Below are 16,693 nucleotides of genomic sequence, written 5' to 3'. Positions count from 1 at the left end.
AGCCATGTGATTTAATTTGACGCTAAATTTTTGACTCGCCAAAGGGGCAGAGCATGATGTGGCGTATCACGGCGGTAGTGCTGTTGTTGATGTCCGCGCCGATTCTGGCGCTCTGAGCGACACGCTGTCTCACTTGGCCATCACGGCCTTGAACAGCGCCGATTCCAGCCAGCCCTGCAACCAGCTCCGCAGCCGCGGATAAGCCGCCTCGGCGAACCATTCGGGTTCGACCCCGGCAAACTGGCGCATCAAGGGCAGCACGGCGGCGTCGGCCAGACTCGGGTGGTCGGCCAATAGCCAAGGCCGGCCTTCGAGCAGGCTTTCCAGTTCGGCCAGCCAGGGCTCGGCCTGGGCGCGGTAGTGGGCCCGGGAATGCTCCGGATAGCGCTCGGCATACTTGTACAGATTCACCTGCGCCTTGAATGTGCTGTCGTTGCGGGCTATCAGCGCGGCGGCCTGGCGCGCCGCCGCCGGGTCGGCCAGCAGGCGCCAGTCCTCGGGGTCGTGCCGGTCGAGCGCCCAGCGCATGATGTCGAGGCTTTCCTCCAGCACGCCATTCCCGGTATCCAGCACCGGCACCGTGCCCTTGGGCGACAGTGCCAGCAGCTCGGCCGGTTTCTCCTTCATCTTCACCTCGACCACTCGCACCTCGCACCCGGCGTAGCGCAGCGCCAGGCGTGCGCGCATGGCCCAGGGGCAGCGGCGGAACGAGTAGAGGATCACCCGCACACCTCGACATCGCTCAGGCCATTGCCCTGGCGGCGCACCTGGATCTGCACCGGGATGCGTTCGTGCATCTCCTGCACGTGGGAGATCACCGCCACCTTGCGGCCCTGGGCCTGCAGGCCGTCGAGGGCGTCCATGGCCAGTTGCAGCGACTCGGGGTCGAGGCTGCCGAAGCCTTCGTCGATGAACAGCGACTCGATGCGCAGGGTGCTGGAGGCCATCGACGCCAGGCCCAGGGCCAGTGCCAGGGAGACCAGGAAGGTTTCGCCGCCCGACAGCGAGTGCACCGAGCGCAGCTCGTCGCCCATCTCGGTGTCCAGCACCAGCAGGCCCAGCGCGCTGCCGCCACGCTTGAGGCGGTAGCGTTTGGCCAACTGGCGCAACTGGCTGTTGGCGTGGTGCAGCAGCAGGTCGAGGTTGTAGCCCTGGGCGATCTTGCGGAACACATCGCCCGAGGCCGAGCCGATCAGCGCATTCAGGCGCGCCCAGCGCTGCCATTGCTGGTAGGCCTGCTCGATCTGCTCGGCCAGGGCCTGGCTGGCCTGCTGACGGCGCTGGTCGTCGGCCTGGCGCGCGCGTAGTTCGGCGCAGCCTTGTTCTTGAGCGGCCAGCTGCTGCTGGAGCTCGCTGAGTGCTTGTTCCAGTTCTTCCGCCGGCAATTCGCCGTGGGCCTGGCTGGCATGTTGCTGCAGGCGTTGTTCACGTTCCTGAAGCAGCACGCGGCCCTGTTCGATGGCCTTCTCCGCGCTTTGCAGGCGCTGACGCAATTCACCGAGCTGGGCATCATCGACGGCCAGCAGTCGGTCAAGGCCGGCATCGTCCAGCTCAGGGTGCGCGCTGCGCCAGTGGGCGATCTCGCCCTGCAACTGCTGATGCTCCTGTTCCAGGGCCTGTTGGCGCTGCTGGTTGGCCTTGAGGTCGGCGGCCAGCTGCACGCTTTGGGTGTGCAGCGCTTGCAGCTTCTGGACGCAGTCGGCTTCGGCGCTACGCGCCTGTTCCAGCTGGGTGTCCATGTGCTGTTGCCAGGCTTCGGCGCTGGGCTGTTCACCGAGCAGCTCGCTCAGGGTGGCGCGGGCCTGCTGGTGTTGCTCGTCGAGCGCGGCGAGTTTCTGTTGCAGTTGCTGCTGCCCTTGCAGGCGTGTCTGTTGCTGGTCGCGCAGCTTGTCGAGCTGGACTTGGCGGGCCTGTTGCTCTTCCTGCTCGTCCTTGCGCAGGTCGAGTTGTTGGCGGCGCTGGGCGATCTGCTGGTCGAGGCCGAGGAAGGCGTTGGCCGGGTCGTCGCGCAGGGCCTGGAGAATGTCCTGGGGCAGCACGCTGCCCAGGTCGTCGAGGCTTTGCTGCAGTTGCTGGGCGTCGGCGGCCAGGGCCTGGTGCTGCTGCTCGAGGTGACGCTGCGCCTGTTGCTGGGCTTCGCCCGCGGCCTGCAATTGCTGGGTAAGGCGAGCGGCATCCTTCTGTAGGGTGAGCAGGGCGCTTTGGCGCTTCTCGTCGCGGTCGATCTCCTCGCCGAGGCGGCGTAACTGGCCGTCGAGCCACTTGCCGCGGGCCGCGTCGTCCTGCGGGGCAAGCGCCGGCCACAGGGCATGGGCCTGGAGCTGTTCGGTCACAGGCTGCAACTGCTCGCCGAGCTGCTGCTGTTGTTGCTGGTAATCCTTGAGCTGGGCATTGACCACGCCCAGTTCGGTGCGCAGTTCCACCAGCTTGCCATTGAGCTGTTCGACTTGCTTGTGCGCCGCCGCTTCCTCGGCCTGGTCGTGCCGACCAAGGCTGTGCAGCAACGCTTCGGGCTGGTGGAACGGGTGTTCGGCGCTACCGCAGACCGGGCAAGGCTCGCCGTCGCGCAGTTGCGCGCGCAGCTCCTCGACGCTGGTGTTGCGCGCCAGGCGCTGGCGCTCGAGCAATTGACGGGTGAGGGTCAGCGCTTGCTCGGCGCTTTCCAGCTCGGCCTTGGCCGCGGTGCCTTCGCCGATCAGTTGCTGGCGCCGCTGCATGGCTTGCTGCTGGCGTTCTCGCAGGGCGGCGAGGGCCTGGCGCAGTTCCTGCTCGCGACCATGCAGGCGGCTCAGCTCTTCGACGGCGCGCTGTTGCTTGCGGTTGTCCTGAAGCATGGCGCCGAGCAGATCGACCTGCTCGGCCAACGCATGGGGTTCGGCACCGGCCTCGCGGAACAGCAGCTCGAAATGCTCGCGTTGCCCTTGCAGTTGGGCGTTGGCCTGGCTGGCCTGGGCCTGCAGCCCGGGCAGCTCTTCGCGGCCCTTGGCCAGGCGGCCGCCGATCAGCATGACCTGCTTGAGTTGTGGCAGATAGGCCTGCCAGGCGTCGGCGAGGCCGCCCAGGTGCTGGCTTTCGGCCAGAGCGGCATCGATCTGCGACAGCTGCTGTTGGCTGCGTTGTTGATGGTCTTCCAGCTGTTGCAGCTGCTGCTGGCTCGCGCTGGCCTCCTGCTCGGCCTGGTTACAGGCTTCGCGTTGTTCGGCCAGGTCCTTGTCCAGGCGTGCGATGTCGCCTTGAGCGGCGAAGGCCTGGCGCAGGCGTGGAGCGTTTTCGCCTTGCAGGGCCTGCTGCTGGCCCAGATGCTGGCGGGCGGCCTCGAGGGACTGCTGCAGGGCATCGATATGTTGCTGCAGATCGCTTTGTTGGCGTTGTTGCTGGTCGATATCCGCCTGCACCGGGGCCAGTTGCGCGGCCAGGTGCTGTTGGCGATGGAATTGGTGGCGCTGGGGCGCCAGGCGCTCCAGGCGTTGCAGGTCGACGCGCTGCTCGGCCAGTTGCTGCCACGCCTGCTCGGCAGCTTGCAGGGCAGCGCCGGCCTCATGGTGCTGGGCCTGCAGGCGCTGCTGTTCTTCGAACCAGGTGTGCTGTTGTTCGAGCAGGCGCTGGCGCGACTGGTCGGCCTTGAGCTGTTGCTGGGCCAGTTCCAGTTCCTGGTCGAGGGCGGCGCGGGTTTCGGCGTCCATCGGTAGCAGGTGCTCGGCCTGTTTCTTCAGGTCGTTGTGAGCCTCGCCGGTTTCCCGAGCCTTGCTGAACGCACGCTGGCCGAGGCGGGTGTAGATCGCCGTGTTGGTGAGCTTTTCCAGCAACTCGCTGCGCTCACGGTCGTCGGCCTTGAGGAAGGCGCCGAACTCGCTCTGGGCCAGCATCACCGCGCGGGTGAACTGCTCGAAGTTCAGGCCGAGGCGGGCCTCGACCAGTTGCTTGTACTCGTTCTTGCCGCTGCCGAGCAGTTGTTCGCTGTCCAGGTCGTAGAGACTCTGGCGGCTGTTCTGCAGCTTACCGGTGGCTTTTTCGCGGGCGCGGTTGGCTTCCCAGCGGGCACGGTAGCGGCAGCCGTCGATGCCGACGAAGTCCACTTCGGCGAAACCACTGCCAGTGCCACGGCGCAGTAGGTTGCGTGGGTCGGAGGTGGGGATCTCGCCGTCGGCATCCGGCACCTTGGCTTCCCGGGCGATATCGTTCAGGCGTGGCACGCTGCCGAACAGGGCCAGGCACAAGGCGTCGAGCAGCGTGCTCTTGCCGGCCCCGGTCGGCCCGGTGATGGCGAACAGGCCGGCGCTGGCCAGGGGCTCGGCGGTGAAGTCGATGTCGATGGGGCCGGCAAGGGAGGCCAGGTTCTTCAGGCGGATGGCGAGAATCTTCATGGTCGTTCCTCTTCTTGCAGCACGTCCTGCAGCAGCTCGGCAAAGTCGGCCAGGGCCTGTTCGTCGGCGGGGTTGCCGTACTGTTGCTGCCAGGCACGGCCGAACAGGTCCTGCGGGGTCAGTTGCGCCAGTTCGACAAAGGCTTGTTCATCCTCCTCCTGGCGCCCGGCGCCGGCATACTCGGCGCTGATGCGCACCAGGCGCACAGCCTTGCCTTGCAGGGCGGTCTCGATCTGCTGGCGCAGGTCGGGCTGCGGCTCGTCCAGGCGCACCCGCACCTCCAGCCAGGGTTGGCGGTTGGGGTCTTCGAGCAGGTCGATCACCGGCAACTGGCCCAGTTGTTCGAGCAACTCGCCCAGCGGTGCCGGGCCGACCCGCTGCAGGGCCACGGCACGCGGCACCGGGCGCGGCTCGACGCTGACCAGTTCGGCGCCCTCCAGCTCCACTTCCAGCACCTGGTGCGGGTAGTTGATTTCAGCGAAGGACAGCGGGATCGGCGCGCCGCTGTAGCGGATGCGATCCTCGCGGTTGACCTTCTGCGGCTTGTGCAGATGGCCCAGGGCGACATAGCCGATGGCCTTGTCGAACAGCCGCGCCGGCAGCGCCTCGGCATTGCCGATGATCAGGCTGCGTTCGGAGTCTTCCGAGATGCTGCCGCCGGCCATGTGCGCATGGCTGATGGCGACCAGCGCCTGGTCCTTCTTGCGTTTCTTCTGTGCCGCCGCGATCAACTGCTCGTGGACCTGGGTGATGCCCTGCAGGTAGTCGTCACCCAGCGCCGGCCCGGTGACTTCGGCGGGACGCAGGAAGGGCAGCGCCAGGCACCAGGCGGCGACCTTGCCGCGGGTGTTGGTCAGCGGGATCAGCAGGCGTTCGGCGTCCAGCTGGCCCTCGTCGAGCCAATGTACGCGGCCCAGGGCGTGGGTGCGCAGGCGGCGCATCAATGGCGCCGGCAGCTCGATGCGCGAGCCGGAGTCGTGGTTGCCGGCGATCATCACGATGTCCAGCTTGGGCTGTTGCTCGTGGGCCTGGACGATGAAGTCGTAGAGGCGCTCCTGGGCTTTGACCGGCGGATTGACGGTGTCGAAGATGTCGCCGGCGATCAGCAGCGCATCGGGCTGGCGCAGGCGCAGTTGGCCGAGCAGCCAGTCGAGGAAGCAGGCGTGTTCGAAGTCGCGTTCCTGGCCATGCAGGCTCTGGCCCAGGTGCCAGTCGGAGGTGTGAAACAGACGCATGGAAGATCCGTAGGGTGAGCGGCAGGGGGCGTTTGGATTTGGGCGGTATGGTAACTCATCGCGAGGTAAGCACCGAGTGTCGTCCCACCTGGGTCTGGCGAAAGAGTTGCAGCGCCTGTGAGATCGAGCGCCGCCCGCGCGGCGCATCGCGGATGAATCCGCTCCTACATTCGTTGCAACGTACCGAACCTGTCAGGCCATGGTTGCCAGCCTTGGCGCAGGGCGCAAGACAGGTGGGGCGCCGGCAATGCCCATCGAAAAATCGCGTCGAGCGCACAAGGTTTACAACCATGGCCTATCAGGCTTGGCCACGTTGCAACAGATGTAGGAGCGGATTCATCCGCGATGCGCCGCGCGGGCGGCGCTCGATCTCGAAAACGCTTCAAGGCTCAAGGCATGCTTGACTACTTGGGATACAGCGGTGGCAGGCTACTGGCCTCGCCCGTCGGCGCCAGCACTTGCTCGGCCGGCGGTATGGCGCCGATCGCCCGCCACAGCTCGTCGCCATGCCAGTATTGGCCGCTCTCGCTGTACAACGCGCCGTTCAACCCATCCAGCGCATCGGACAACGGCACGAAGCGCGCCGCCATCTCGGCCAGGGTTTCCGGCTGCTGCCGCGCCCAGGCGTCCAGCGCCTGGCGGGTGGCCTGCGGATCGTTGGCCTGGCAGGCGCGCTTGAGGTCGTCGAGTAGCGTGCGCGGGCTCGGGCCAGTCTGTGCCGCGCGCAGTACCGCCGGTTGCGAACGGGCCCGCCACCACAGGGTGAAACCGAGCAGGGTGGTCAGCGCCAGCACCAGCGTAGCCAGCTGCCAGGGCCAGAGCAGGCTGGGGGCCATGTTGCTGTCGCCGACCGGGGTGTCGGCGCTGAGCGCCGGATTGTCCTGCACGTTCAGGGTGCGTGCCGGCAGGCTGCTGTGCTCGAGGTGGTCCTCGCGGGTGTTCCACCAGGTCACCTCCAGCGCCGGCAGGGCCAGCTCGCCGGCGTGGGTCGGCACCAGCGCCTCGCGCTCCTCACGGTTGGCGACCATGCCGCGCTCGCCGATCTCGTTGCGCAGCAACGGCTGGTCGGGGTAACGGCGCAAGCCGACGGCCTCGGTGGCCGGCAGCGGCGGCAGCTGGGTGCTCGAAAGGCCCTCGGCGCGCACGCTGATGTTGCGCGTCAGCGAGTCGCCGATCTGTGTCTGCTGGCTGTCCGGGTCGGGGTTCCAGTGCTCTTCCAGGGTCAGGCTACGTGCCGGCAGCCAGGGGCGGTCGGCGGGGTAGCCGGCCGGGATCGGCTTGACGGTCAGGCGCAGGGGCAACGAACTGACTTGCACCTGGCGGCCGACCCGTGGCGTGCCGGCGGGTTGTTCGCCATTGTCGGCGGCGGTAGCGGTAAAGCGCAGCGGTGGCACTTCAAGGCTACCGCTTTGCTGCGGATAGATCGCGTAGCGGGTCTCGATCACCCCATGGCGCACGCCGTTGATTTCTTTCTCGTAGGTGCGCGACTCGCCCAGCGGGTCGACCTTGGCGTTCTCCAGTTGCAGCGGGCTGAGGTTGCTGTCGTCATACAGCGCCACCGAATGGTAGATGCGCAGGGTCAGCACGGCCTGGGCCTGGACATAGACTGCGCTGCTGTCCAGGGTAGCCTCGACGAACACTTGCGAGGCTGCGTCCGGACGCTGGCTGTCGGCCTGCTGCACCTGCAGCTCGATGGCCTGGCTGCGCGACTGGCCCAGTTGCAGCTCGGGGATGCGCAAGCTGCCGCTGCGCCGCGGCAGCAGGGTGATGATCCAGCGGGTGCTGGCGCGGGTCTCGCCGTCGAGGGTGTGCAGGCTGTTGAGCTGGCGCGTGCCGCGGACCTCGAAGTCGGGCTCGAGGGTGCGCAGGTCGGGCTTGCCGAACTGGGTCACGTCCTGGCTCTCGAGGGTGAGCTCCAGGGTTTCGCCAGCCTCGAGGCGCGTGCGGTCGACGCTGGCCTGCAGGGTCGGTTCGGCCTGGGCCGCGAGGCTCCACAGCAGGCCTAGGAGAAAGACGCCGAGGCGACTCATCGTGGGGTTTCCTGATGCAATTGCTGTTCATACCAGAATTTGCGCCGCAGCAGTTCCGCCGGATTGTCGGGGATCTCCCGCAGCCACTGTTCCAGGGCCTGGCGCTGCTCGGCGTCGAGGTTGGTGGAGAGTGGCCGCTGGGGCGGCTGGGTGATGCTGTCGTCATCGCCTCCGGCAGTGCCGGACGGGGCCTGGGAGTTGCCCTGGCTGTCACCGTTCTGCTGGCCTTGTGCCGGGTTGTCGCTGTCCGGCGTGCCCTGGGCCTGGCTGCTGGTCGAGCTGCTGTTGCCTTCGTTGTCGTTGCCGGGCGTGTCCTGGGCATCGGCGTTGTTCGGCTGTTCCTCGGCCTTGGCCTGGCGCTGTTGCAACAGCTGCTGGACCAGGGCCTGGTTGTCCAGTGCGGCTTTCAGGTCGGGTTGGCGCTCCAGTGCCTGTTCGTAGGCGTCCAGCGCCGCTTCCAGTTCGCCGGCGCGGGCCAGGGCGTTACCACGATTGTAGTGGGCGGCAGCCGTGCCGGCCTGGGCGAACGCGGCGGCGGCGCCTTCGAAGTCGCCGGCCTGGTACAGGGCCATGCCGCGCCACTGGCTGTCGGCGAAGTGCCGGGCGGCCTCGGCGGGGCGTTGCCGTTCCAGCAGGCGCTGGCCCTGCTGGTCGGGGCGCAGCCACAGGTCGTTGAACTCGAAGGCCTGGCTCGGCTGCGGCAGGGCCAGCAGCAGGGGCAGGCAGAACAGCCAGCCACGCCGGCCGGCGCAGGCGGCGAGCAGCAGCAGGGGCAGCAGCAGCCAATAGCCCTGGTCGGCCCAGCTGTCCAGTTGCAGGGTCTGGCCATCGTTGTGCAGCAGGCGCGGGTTGTCGAACAGGCCCAGGCCACGCAGGTCGAGGTCGTCGATGCGGGCATGGCGATAGCGGCCGCCGGTCGAGCCGATGAAGGTCTTCAGCGAGGCGCTGTCCAGGCGTGGCAGGAGGATGCCACCCTGGTCGTCCTTGAGGTACTCGCCATTGGCCTGGCGCACCGGCGCGCCCTCGGCGCTGCCGACACCCAGCATCAGCAGGCTCGGGCCCTGACGGCCCAGGGCCTGGCGTATGCCTTCGCGTTCAAGCTCGCTCAGCGACGAACCGATCAACAGCAGGCGACCCTGGCCCAGGCCGCTCTGCGCCAGCAGCGCCAGGCCCTTGCGCACGGCCAGGTCGGCGCGCTGGCCGGGCTGCGGCATGATCGATGGATCGACGGCCTCGAGCAGGTTGCGCGTGGTGCCCAGGTCATCCGACAACGGCACCAGGGTGTGGGCGCTGCCGGCATAGACGATCAGTGCGGTCTGGCTGTCGCGACGATGCTCGAGCAGGTCGAGCACCTTGCGTCGGGCCTGCTCCAGGCGGTTCGGTGCGCTGTCCTCGGCGAGCATCTGCGGCGTCAGCTCGAGCAGGATCACCAGCGGGTCGGCCGGGCGCTGGCGGGTTTCCTCGAGGCGTTGCCAGCTGGGGCCGAGCAGTGCCAGGACGATCAGCATCCAGGCCAGGCCCAGGGCAATCCACGGCAACTTGCTGGTGCTGCCGCTGCCGCCGCCGAGCAGTACCGCATGGAACGGCTGCGGCAGGATCAACTGCCAGCGTCCGGCGCGCTTGCGCCGGTGCCAGAGCTTGAACAGCAGCCAGCCAAGCAGCGGCAGTACCAGCAGCCAGAGCGGGCGCAGCCATTGCGGCCAGAGTTCGATCATCGCCGCCTCCTCAGGCGCAGGCGCTTGAGGCGCTGGCGCCATTCCGGGTGGGGCTGCAGGAAGCGCGGTTTGCGCAGCAGGCGTTGCAGCAGGTTGTCCGGCCACTGCACGGCCACCACCAGCAGCACGCTGAGCAGCAGCGCCAGTGCCAGTGGCCAGGCGTACAGCGCATGGGCGGTGCGCGCCTGGGTCGGCTGCTGGGCCACCGGTTCCAGTTGGTCGAGGGTGTCGCCGATGGCGTCCAGTTCGGCGCCGTCGTGGGCGCGGAAGTAGCTGCCATGGGTGATTTCGGCGATCTCCTTGAGCGCGGCCTCGTCCAGGTCCAGGCTCGGATTCAGGCCCAGCAGCCCCGGCGTGCCGCTGGCCTCGGGGTTGGCGCCGATGCCGATGGTGTAGATGCGCACGCCTTCCTGGGCGGCCAGGCGCGCGGCGGTCAGCGGGTGGATCTGCCCGCCGTTGTTGGCGCCGTCGGTGATCAGGATCAGCACCCGGCTCTGCGCCGGGCGCTGGCGCAGGCGTTTGACGGCCAGGCCAATGGCGTCGCCGATGGCGGTGTTCTTGCCGGCGATGCCGATCTGCGCCTCGTCGAGGAAGGTGCGCACGGTGCGCCGGTCGAAGGTCAGCGGCGCCTGCAGGTAGGCCTGGCTGCCGAACAGGATCAGGCCGACGCGGTCGCCCTGGCGGTCCTGGAGGAAGTCGCCCATCAGTGCCTTGACCAGGTCCAGGCGGCTGATCTCGTCGTCCTTCCACTGCATGTCGGGGAAGTCCATGGAGCCCGATACGTCCACCGCCACCAGCAGGTCGCGGCCACTTGCCGAGACCGGCAGCGGATCGCCCAGCCACTGCGGGCGGGCGGCGGCCAGCAACAGCAGTAGCCAGATCAGGATGAACGGTGCCTGCTGGCGCCAGGTCGGCAGGTTCAGGCGGGCACGGCGCCCGGCCAGGCCCTCGAGTTCGTCAAGGAAGCCGACCTTGAGCACCGGTTCGCCGCTGTCGGCGGCCGGCAGCAGCAGGCGCGCCAGCCAGGGCAGCGGCAGCAGCAGGAAGATCCACGGCCAGGCCAGTTCAAACATGCTTGCGGATCCAGGTTTCGACCGCCTGGGCGAGCCCGGCGATGGCCTTGTCATCGAGCTTGCACTCGGGCTTGTAGGCGCCTTCGACCAGCACCATCCAGCGGGTCAGGCCGGCGGCCGGGCAGCGGTTGTCGAGAAACGCCAGCCACTGGCGGCCATTGAGGGTATGGCTGTTGGCCCCTGGGTAGTGATTACGGCACAGGCGTTTGAGCAGGGCGTTGATCTGCTGCAGCCAGGCCCCGGCGGGCGCGCCGTCATAGGGACGCGGCAGGCGCGCAAGTTCGGCCAGGGCCTCGACGCGGATCGGGTCCAGCGGCAGTTCGGCGCGCACCACCTTGCGTTTGCCCGGGCGCCAGTGGCGCAGGCGCCAGGCGCCCCAGCCGAGCAGGGGCAGCATGGCCAGCAGCAGCCACCAGCCGGGCGCGGGCGGCCACAGGCCGATGGCGGGGGGCGCGATCAGCGGCTGCAGCTGGTCCAGCGGGTTCATTTCACGCCTCCAGGGCGCTGTGCATTCAAGTATTCACGCAACTGCTCGATCATCTCGCTCTGGGTGCTCAGCGGCATCAGCACCACGCGCAGTTTCTGCGCCAGCAGCTCCCAGCGCTCGATGCGTGCCTCGGCTTGCTGGCGGTAGGCCTGGCGCAGGTTGGCATCGAGGGTGTCGAGTTCCAGTTGCGCGCCGCGTTGGGCGAAGCGCAACAGGCCGGCGGCGGGCAGGGCGTGATCGAGCGGGTCGCTGACCGGCATCAACAGTACGTCGCAGTGCCGCGAGAGCATGGCCAGGTGCTGCTCGACGCTGGCGCTGAGGGCGCGTTCGTCGCAGATGACGATGGCCAGGCTGCCCGGGCGCAATACCTCCCGTGCCCGGCGCAGGGCAAGGCCGAGGCTGTCGGCCTGGGGTTGGGCTTCGGTGTGCAGGGCCTGGTTGATCTTGGCCAGGCGGTTGAGCAGTTGCAGCAGGCTCTGCTTGCTGCGCCTGGGCTTGACCTCATGGTGCTCGTTGTCGCCGAACACCAGCCCGCCGATACGGTCGTTGTGGCCCAGCGCGGCCCAGCCGAACAGAGCGGCGGCCTGGGCGGCCAGGACCGACTTGAACATCAGCCCGGAGCCGAAGAACAGCCGCTGGCTCTGCTCGACCATGATGAAGATCGGCCGTTCGCGCTCTTCATGGAACAGCTTGGTGTGCGGCTCCTGGGTACGGGCGGTGACACGCCAGTCGATGTTGCGCACATCGTCGCCGGCCTGGTAGACCCGCACCTGGTCGAAGTCCACCCCGCGGCCACGCAGTTTCGAGTGGTGCAGGCCCACCAATGGGCTGCGCTGGCCGGGCCGGGAGAACAGCTGGATCTCGCGCACACGATGGCGCATGTCGATCAGGTCGGCCAGGCCGATGCGGATGCCGGGTTCGGCCAGCTGCGTGGTGGGCATGGGGTCAGGCGACGGCGACGACGTCGAGGATGCGCTGGACCACGCGGTCCTGGTCGACCCCCGCCGCCTCGGCCTCGAACGACAGGATGATGCGGTGGCGCAGCACGTCGAACAGCACCGCCTGGATATCCTCGGGGCTGACGAAGTCGCGCCCGGCCAGCCAGGCGTGGGCGCGGGCGCAGCGGTCGAGGGCGATCGAGCCACGGGGGCTGGCGCCGTAGGCGATCCAGTCGGCCAGTTCGCTGTCGAACTTGGCCGGGGTGCGGGTGGCCATCACCAGTTGCACCAGGTACTCCTCCACGGCATCGGCCATGTACAGGCCGAGGATTTCCTTGCGCGCGGCGAAGATCGCCTGCTGGCTGACCCGCCGCTCGGGCTTCACCTCGCCGCCCAGGGCCTCGCCCCGCGCTTGCAGGAGGATGCGCCGCTCGACGGCGGCATCGGGGAAACCGATCTTCACGTGCATCAGGAAACGGTCGAGCTGGGCCTCGGGCAGCGGGTAGGTGCCTTCCTGCTCGATCGGGTTCTGCGTGGCCATCACCAGGAACAGCGGCGACAGTTCGTAGGTACTGCGCCCGACGCTGACCTGGCGCTCGGCCATGGCCTCGAGCAGGGCCGACTGCACCTTGGCGGGGGCGCGGTTGATTTCGTCAGCCAGCACCAGGTTGTGGAAGATCGGGCCTTGCTGGAACACGAAGCTGCCGGTTTCCGGGCGGTAGATCTCGGTGCCGGTGATGTCGGCGGGCAGCAGGTCGGGGGTGAACTGGATACGATGGAACTGGGCCTCGATACCCTCGGCGAGCTCCTTGATGGCCTTGGTCTTGGCCAGGCCTGGGGCGCCTTCGACCAGCATGTGGCCGTCGGCCAGGAGCACGATCAGCAGGCGCTCGACCAACTTTTCCTGGCCGAGGATCTGGGAAGAGAGAAAGGTGCGCAGCGCGATCAGCGCCTCACGGTGTTCCATCGTTGACGGTTCCTGGGGATGGGCCCTGGCGCGCTGGGAGCGGATGCCGGGCGAGGGGGGATACTTTAATCCATCCGGGGGGGCGGGGACCAATGGGGGTTTGCAAAAAACGTGTAAAGGATGGGTTGGTTGGAGGAAGACTGTCCCGATCCCGATCCCGATCCCGATCCCGCTCTTGCCGTTGCCTTGCTCTTGCTTCTAAGCGCGCGATAGTTCAGGCGACACAAATTGCGACTTCATTCGGCCCTCCGCTTCGCTCCGGGTCCCCTCACTCCGGCCTTGCTCCCGGGAGGACCGCGCTGAACGCCCCATCCTGGGGCGCAGCGCTTGACGGGCATCCATGCCCGTCACCTCCCTCCGCAAGACCTCCGTTCGGCCTCCTGAAGTCGCGAAGTTACGGGCGGCGCCTGAACTAACGCAGCTGTCGCTAGGGACTACGCAGTTAATCTTGCGATCAAGATCAAGATCAAGATCAAGATCAAGATCGGATCGTGGCTTTGTTTAGTTCTTCGCCTTCGAATGCCGCCACCCTTGGTCAAAGAACGCAAACAACACCACCAGCACCCCAGCCACCGCCAGAATCATCGCCACGCCATCGGTGGAATGAGTCGCGGAACCTGCCACCAGCGCCAGCCCGCCCAGCGGCGCCAGGCCACCGGCCACCGCGGTACCGACCTCTCGCCCGGTGCCGAACCCGGACGAGCGCGTCTGCGTGGGGAACTGCCGGCTGAGGAACGACCCCTGCGGGGCAAACATCATCGGCGCCAGAATGCCGGTGCCGATGGCGATGGCCACGTAGATCAGCATCGGCTCGCCAGTGGAAAGCAACTGCAGGAACGGGTAGGCGAACAGCGCCGACAGCACGCCACCGAGCATCAGCACGGTCTTGCTGCTCCACTTGTCGCACAGCCAGCCAAAGAACGGCACGGCGAAGATCGCCACCAGGCTGGCAAGGGTCACCGACAGCGAGGTGACATGCGCCTCGACGCCTTTGAACTGGGTCAGGTAGGCCAGCGAGAAGGTCTTGAAGATGTAGCTCAGGGCGTTGTAGCCCACCGCCACGAAGAACACCACGGCCAGGCCCTTGAGGTCGTTCCTGAACAGCAGCTTCAGCGGCGACACCTGCGGCTTGTCGTCGGCCTTGTCCAGCTCCTTGAAGTCCGGGGTCTCGGGGATGCTCTTGCGCACCCACAGGCCCACCGCCACCAGGGCGATACTGGCGATGAACGGGATGCGCCAGCCGCCGGCCAACAGGAACTCGTTGCCGTTCATGGTCAGCAGGTACACGGTCAGCGACGACAGCAGCAGGCCCAGGTTCAACCCCAGCGCCGGCCAGGCACCCTGGCTGCCGCGCTTGCCTTCGCTGGCGTGCTCGTAGGAGGTCACTGCCGCGCCGGACAGCTCGGCACCGGCGCCCAAGCCTTGGATGATGCGGATGATCACCAGCAGGATCGGCGCCCAGATGCCGATCGTGGCATAGCCGGGAATCAGGCCGATCAGCATGGTGCATAAGCCCATCATGCAAAAGGTGATCACCAGCACATGCTTGCGCCCGAAACGGTCGCCCAGGTAGCCGAACAGCACGCCGCCGAACGGGCGGGCGATGAAGCCGATGGCGAAGGTGGAAAATGCCAGCAGCGAGGCCACCGCTGGGTTGCTCGGGTCGAAGAAGATCTTCGAGAAGACGATCGCCGCCATGGTCGCGTACAGGTAGAAGTCATACCACTCCAACATCGAGCCGAAGATGGTCGCCGCCGCCACCTTGCGCAGGCGCTTGCGTTGCTGTTCGGGGGTTTCGGGCGCGGCCGAGGCCGCCTCGTATACCGACATCTGAGGTTTCCTTGTTGTCTTTGTAGTTGTGGATGCAGCAGGTGTTTCAGCGGGCCTCGAGGATCTTTTCGGCGATCATCTGGCCGATGGGGATGGCCGAGGTGGCGGCCGGCGACGGTGCGTTGCACACATGCACCATGCGCGGCGTCTCGGCGAACAGGAAGTCATGCACCAGGGTGCCGTCGCGCATCACCGCCTGGGCGCGGATGCCGGCCTCATAGGGCAGCAGGTCCTCGACTTCGAGGGACGGACAATACTTGCGGCACTGCTCCAGGTAGCCGCGCTTGAACAGCGAGTTCTTCATCTCGGCGGTGCCGGAGCCGAGGTTGGTCCAGACGGTTTTCCAGAAGCCGGGGAAGCGTGCGTACTCGGCGACATCGCGCCAGTTCACCGAGAACTTGCGGTAGTTCTCCCGACCGAAACCAAGTACCGCGTTGGGACCGACAGTGACGCTGCCGTCGATCATCCGCGTCAGGTGCACGCCAAGGAATGGCAGCTCCGGATCGGGGATCGGGTAGATCAGGTGGTTGACGATCTGGTTCTTGCTCGCCGGCAGGCGGTAGTACTCGCCGCGGAAGGGGATGATCTGGTGGTCGATCCTTACCCCGGCCAGGCGCGCCAGGCGGTCGGACTGCAGGCCGGCGCAGGCCACCAGCTGGCGTGCTCGCCAGGTGTTGCCGTCGGCGCTGACCGCGACGTGGTCGGCATGCTCTTGGATGGCGCGCACGGCGGTGGACAGGCGCACCTCGCCACCGGCCTGGCGAATCACCTTGGCCATGGCGTCGCATACCTGCTGGTAGTCGACGATACCGGTGGCATCGAGGAACAGCGCGCCCTTGCCGACGATGTTCGGCTCCCGCTCACGCAGGGCGCTTGCGTCCAGGCGCTCGACCTTCAGTCCGTTCTGTTGCGAACGCTCGTACAGCGCCTGCATGCGCTGCACCTCGAGGTCGTTGGAGGCCACCAGCAGCTTGCCGCAGACCTCGAAGGCGATGCCGTGCTCGGTGCAGAAGTCCTTGGTGGCCTGGGCGCCGCGCTTGCACAGGTCGGCCTTGAGGCTGCCGGGAGCGTAATAGATGCCGGCATGGATCACGCCGCTGTTGTGGCCGGTCTGGTGGCGACCGAGGCTGGCCTCCTTTTCCAGGATCAGCAATGAGGCGCCGGGGCGGCGGGTGAGCAGGGCCATCGCAGTGGCGAGGCCGACGATGCCGCCGCCGATGATGCAGTAGTCGTAGGTCATGCAGGGTACCTTGGAATTCTTGTCGGTGAATCTGCTTATCAGGTTGTCAGACTAAGTAATGCGCGTAAAAACCTCGCCAGGTCGCGATAGGGTTCTCCGGGGTCAGTCGAGGTCGGGGAGGTCGAGTTTAAGGCGCTTGGCCGAGGCGCGCAGGTGGGCTTCGGCGCAAGCGGCGGCCGCATGGCGATCACCGTCGAAGATAGCCTGGTACAGCGCCCGATGTTCGCGCAGGGCGTCGGCCGAGCCGCCCACCGCCGGGGTGGCGGAGTTTTCCCAGGCGGTGCGGCGCGCGGCGGCCAGCTGGCCACCGAGGAAATCGTGGAAGGCGACGAAATAGTCGTTCTTACTGGCTTCGGCGATAGCTCGGTGGAAGGCCACGTCGGCGGCAGCGGCGGTGGCGAAGTCGCTGCGCGGGTTCTCCATGGTGCCCAGGGCGAAAGCCATGCGATTCAGGTCATCGCCGTCGCGGCGGCGGGCGGCGATGGCGGCGGCCTGGGTCTCGATCCACAGGCGCATCTCGAACATCTGCACCAGGTCCGGCTTGCGCCCGTTGCTGCCGGGGAAGCGGAACACCGTGCCGTTGGGGGTCTGCGAGATATAGGAACCGAGCCCGCGGCGAGCGATCAGCACGCCGTCGGCCTTGAGCTGCGCCACCGCCTCGCGCACCACCGAGCGACTGACATTGAGCTGTTCGGCCAGTTGCTGTTCGGTGGGCAGGCGCGACTCGGCGGCCAGGCGGCCGGCATCGATCTCGGCGCGGATGGCGCTGACGACGCGTTCAACGAGGGTGTCGGGGCGCTGGAGCTCTAGCATG

At 67.4% G+C, this 16,693-nt stretch carries 12 protein-coding genes; all 12 read right to left on the bottom strand.

Annotated features, from left to right (window positions below; translation table 11 throughout):
* Nucleotides 1-129: 129 nt before the first annotated feature.
* The 12 genes from KSS90_RS18020 to KSS90_RS17965 all read right to left on the bottom strand — a co-directional run bounded on the left by KSS90_RS18020 (nt 130) and on the right by KSS90_RS17965 (nt 16,692).
* Complete coding sequence (locus KSS90_RS18020) at nt 130-723, bottom strand: glutathione S-transferase (RefSeq protein ID WP_217866672.1); 594 nt, start codon at nt 721-723, stop codon at nt 130-132.
* Nucleotides 720-4,364 carry an AAA family ATPase gene (locus tag KSS90_RS18015; protein ID WP_217866671.1) on the bottom strand — a complete coding sequence of 1,215 codons (3,645 nt, stop codon included), beginning with the start codon at nt 4,362-4,364 and terminating at the stop codon, nt 720-722. The genes KSS90_RS18020 and KSS90_RS18015 overlap by 4 nt, the downstream gene beginning before the upstream one ends.
* The gene (locus KSS90_RS18010; protein ID WP_217866670.1) at nt 4,361-5,599 is read right to left on the bottom strand and encodes an exonuclease SbcCD subunit D C-terminal domain-containing protein; all 1,239 of its coding nucleotides are present in this window, start codon (nt 5,597-5,599) and stop codon (nt 4,361-4,363) included. The genes KSS90_RS18015 and KSS90_RS18010 overlap by 4 nt, the downstream gene beginning before the upstream one ends.
* Nucleotides 5,600-6,003: 404 nt before the next feature.
* The gene (locus KSS90_RS18005) at nt 6,004-7,629 is read right to left on the bottom strand and encodes a BatD family protein (RefSeq protein WP_217866669.1); all 1,626 of its coding nucleotides are present in this window, start codon (nt 7,627-7,629) and stop codon (nt 6,004-6,006) included.
* Nucleotides 7,626-9,344: a vWA domain-containing protein gene (locus tag KSS90_RS18000; RefSeq protein ID WP_217866668.1), complete on the bottom strand. Its 1,719-nt coding sequence runs from the start codon at nt 9,342-9,344 to the stop codon at nt 7,626-7,628. The genes KSS90_RS18005 and KSS90_RS18000 overlap by 4 nt, the downstream gene beginning before the upstream one ends.
* Nucleotides 9,341-10,417 carry a vWA domain-containing protein gene (locus KSS90_RS17995; protein WP_217866667.1) on the bottom strand — a complete coding sequence of 359 codons (1,077 nt, stop codon included), beginning with the start codon at nt 10,415-10,417 and terminating at the stop codon, nt 9,341-9,343. Before KSS90_RS17995 ends, KSS90_RS18000 begins: the two co-directional genes overlap by 4 nt.
* Nucleotides 10,410-10,904, bottom strand: coding sequence for a DUF4381 domain-containing protein (locus KSS90_RS17990; RefSeq protein WP_046854739.1), 495 nt, complete (start codon nt 10,902-10,904; stop codon nt 10,410-10,412). The genes KSS90_RS17995 and KSS90_RS17990 overlap by 8 nt, the downstream gene beginning before the upstream one ends.
* Complete coding sequence (locus KSS90_RS17985; RefSeq protein ID WP_217866666.1) at nt 10,901-11,845, bottom strand: DUF58 domain-containing protein; 945 nt, start codon at nt 11,843-11,845, stop codon at nt 10,901-10,903. Before KSS90_RS17985 ends, KSS90_RS17990 begins: the two co-directional genes overlap by 4 nt.
* 4 nt (nt 11,846-11,849) lie before the next feature.
* Entirely contained in the window at nt 11,850-12,809 is a 960-nt protein-coding gene (locus KSS90_RS17980) for an AAA family ATPase (RefSeq protein ID WP_011532987.1), read from the bottom strand.
* A 501-nt stretch (nt 12,810-13,310) separates the two neighbouring features.
* Nucleotides 13,311-14,639, bottom strand: coding sequence for an MFS transporter (locus KSS90_RS17975; RefSeq protein WP_217866665.1), 1,329 nt, complete (start codon nt 14,637-14,639; stop codon nt 13,311-13,313).
* A gap of 46 nt (nt 14,640-14,685) precedes the next feature.
* Nucleotides 14,686-15,879: an L-2-hydroxyglutarate oxidase gene (gene lhgO / locus KSS90_RS17970; protein ID WP_217866664.1), complete on the bottom strand. Its 1,194-nt coding sequence runs from the start codon at nt 15,877-15,879 to the stop codon at nt 14,686-14,688.
* Between the two features lie 102 nt (nt 15,880-15,981).
* The gene (locus KSS90_RS17965) at nt 15,982-16,692 is read right to left on the bottom strand and encodes a FadR/GntR family transcriptional regulator (RefSeq protein ID WP_217866663.1); all 711 of its coding nucleotides are present in this window, start codon (nt 16,690-16,692) and stop codon (nt 15,982-15,984) included.
* Between the last annotated feature and the right edge of the window lies 1 nt (nt 16,693).

This window comes from Pseudomonas maumuensis (genome assembly GCF_019139675.1).
Classification (GTDB): domain Bacteria; phylum Pseudomonadota; class Gammaproteobacteria; order Pseudomonadales; family Pseudomonadaceae; genus Aquipseudomonas; species Aquipseudomonas maumuensis.
This window is presented reverse-complemented; position numbering and strand designations above follow the sequence as displayed.

What these genes read in the sequence shown, in the direction of transcription:
- KSS90_RS17965 (WP_217866663.1), bottom strand. Translation starts at nt 16,692, where the DNA reads ATGCTAGAGCTCCAGCGCCCCGACACCCTCGTTGAACGCGTCGTCAGC.
- KSS90_RS18000 (WP_217866668.1), bottom strand. Translation starts at nt 9,344, where the DNA reads ATGATCGAACTCTGGCCGCAATGGCTGCGCCCGCTCTGGCTGCTGGTA.
- KSS90_RS17975 (WP_217866665.1), bottom strand. Translation starts at nt 14,639, where the DNA reads ATGTCGGTATACGAGGCGGCCTCGGCCGCGCCCGAAACCCCCGAACAG.
- KSS90_RS18015 (WP_217866671.1), bottom strand. Translation starts at nt 4,364, where the DNA reads ATGAAGATTCTCGCCATCCGCCTGAAGAACCTGGCCTCCCTTGCCGGC.
- KSS90_RS18005 (WP_217866669.1), bottom strand. Translation starts at nt 7,629, where the DNA reads ATGAGTCGCCTCGGCGTCTTTCTCCTAGGCCTGCTGTGGAGCCTCGCG.
- KSS90_RS17990 (WP_046854739.1), bottom strand. Translation starts at nt 10,904, where the DNA reads ATGAACCCGCTGGACCAGCTGCAGCCGCTGATCGCGCCCCCCGCCATC.
- KSS90_RS18010 (WP_217866670.1), bottom strand. Translation starts at nt 5,599, where the DNA reads ATGCGTCTGTTTCACACCTCCGACTGGCACCTGGGCCAGAGCCTGCAT.
- KSS90_RS17995 (WP_217866667.1), bottom strand. Translation starts at nt 10,417, where the DNA reads ATGTTTGAACTGGCCTGGCCGTGGATCTTCCTGCTGCTGCCGCTGCCC.
- lhgO (WP_217866664.1), bottom strand. Translation starts at nt 15,879, where the DNA reads ATGACCTACGACTACTGCATCATCGGCGGCGGCATCGTCGGCCTCGCC.
- KSS90_RS17980 (WP_011532987.1), bottom strand. Translation starts at nt 12,809, where the DNA reads ATGGAACACCGTGAGGCGCTGATCGCGCTGCGCACCTTTCTCTCTTCC.
- KSS90_RS17985 (WP_217866666.1), bottom strand. Translation starts at nt 11,845, where the DNA reads ATGCCCACCACGCAGCTGGCCGAACCCGGCATCCGCATCGGCCTGGCC.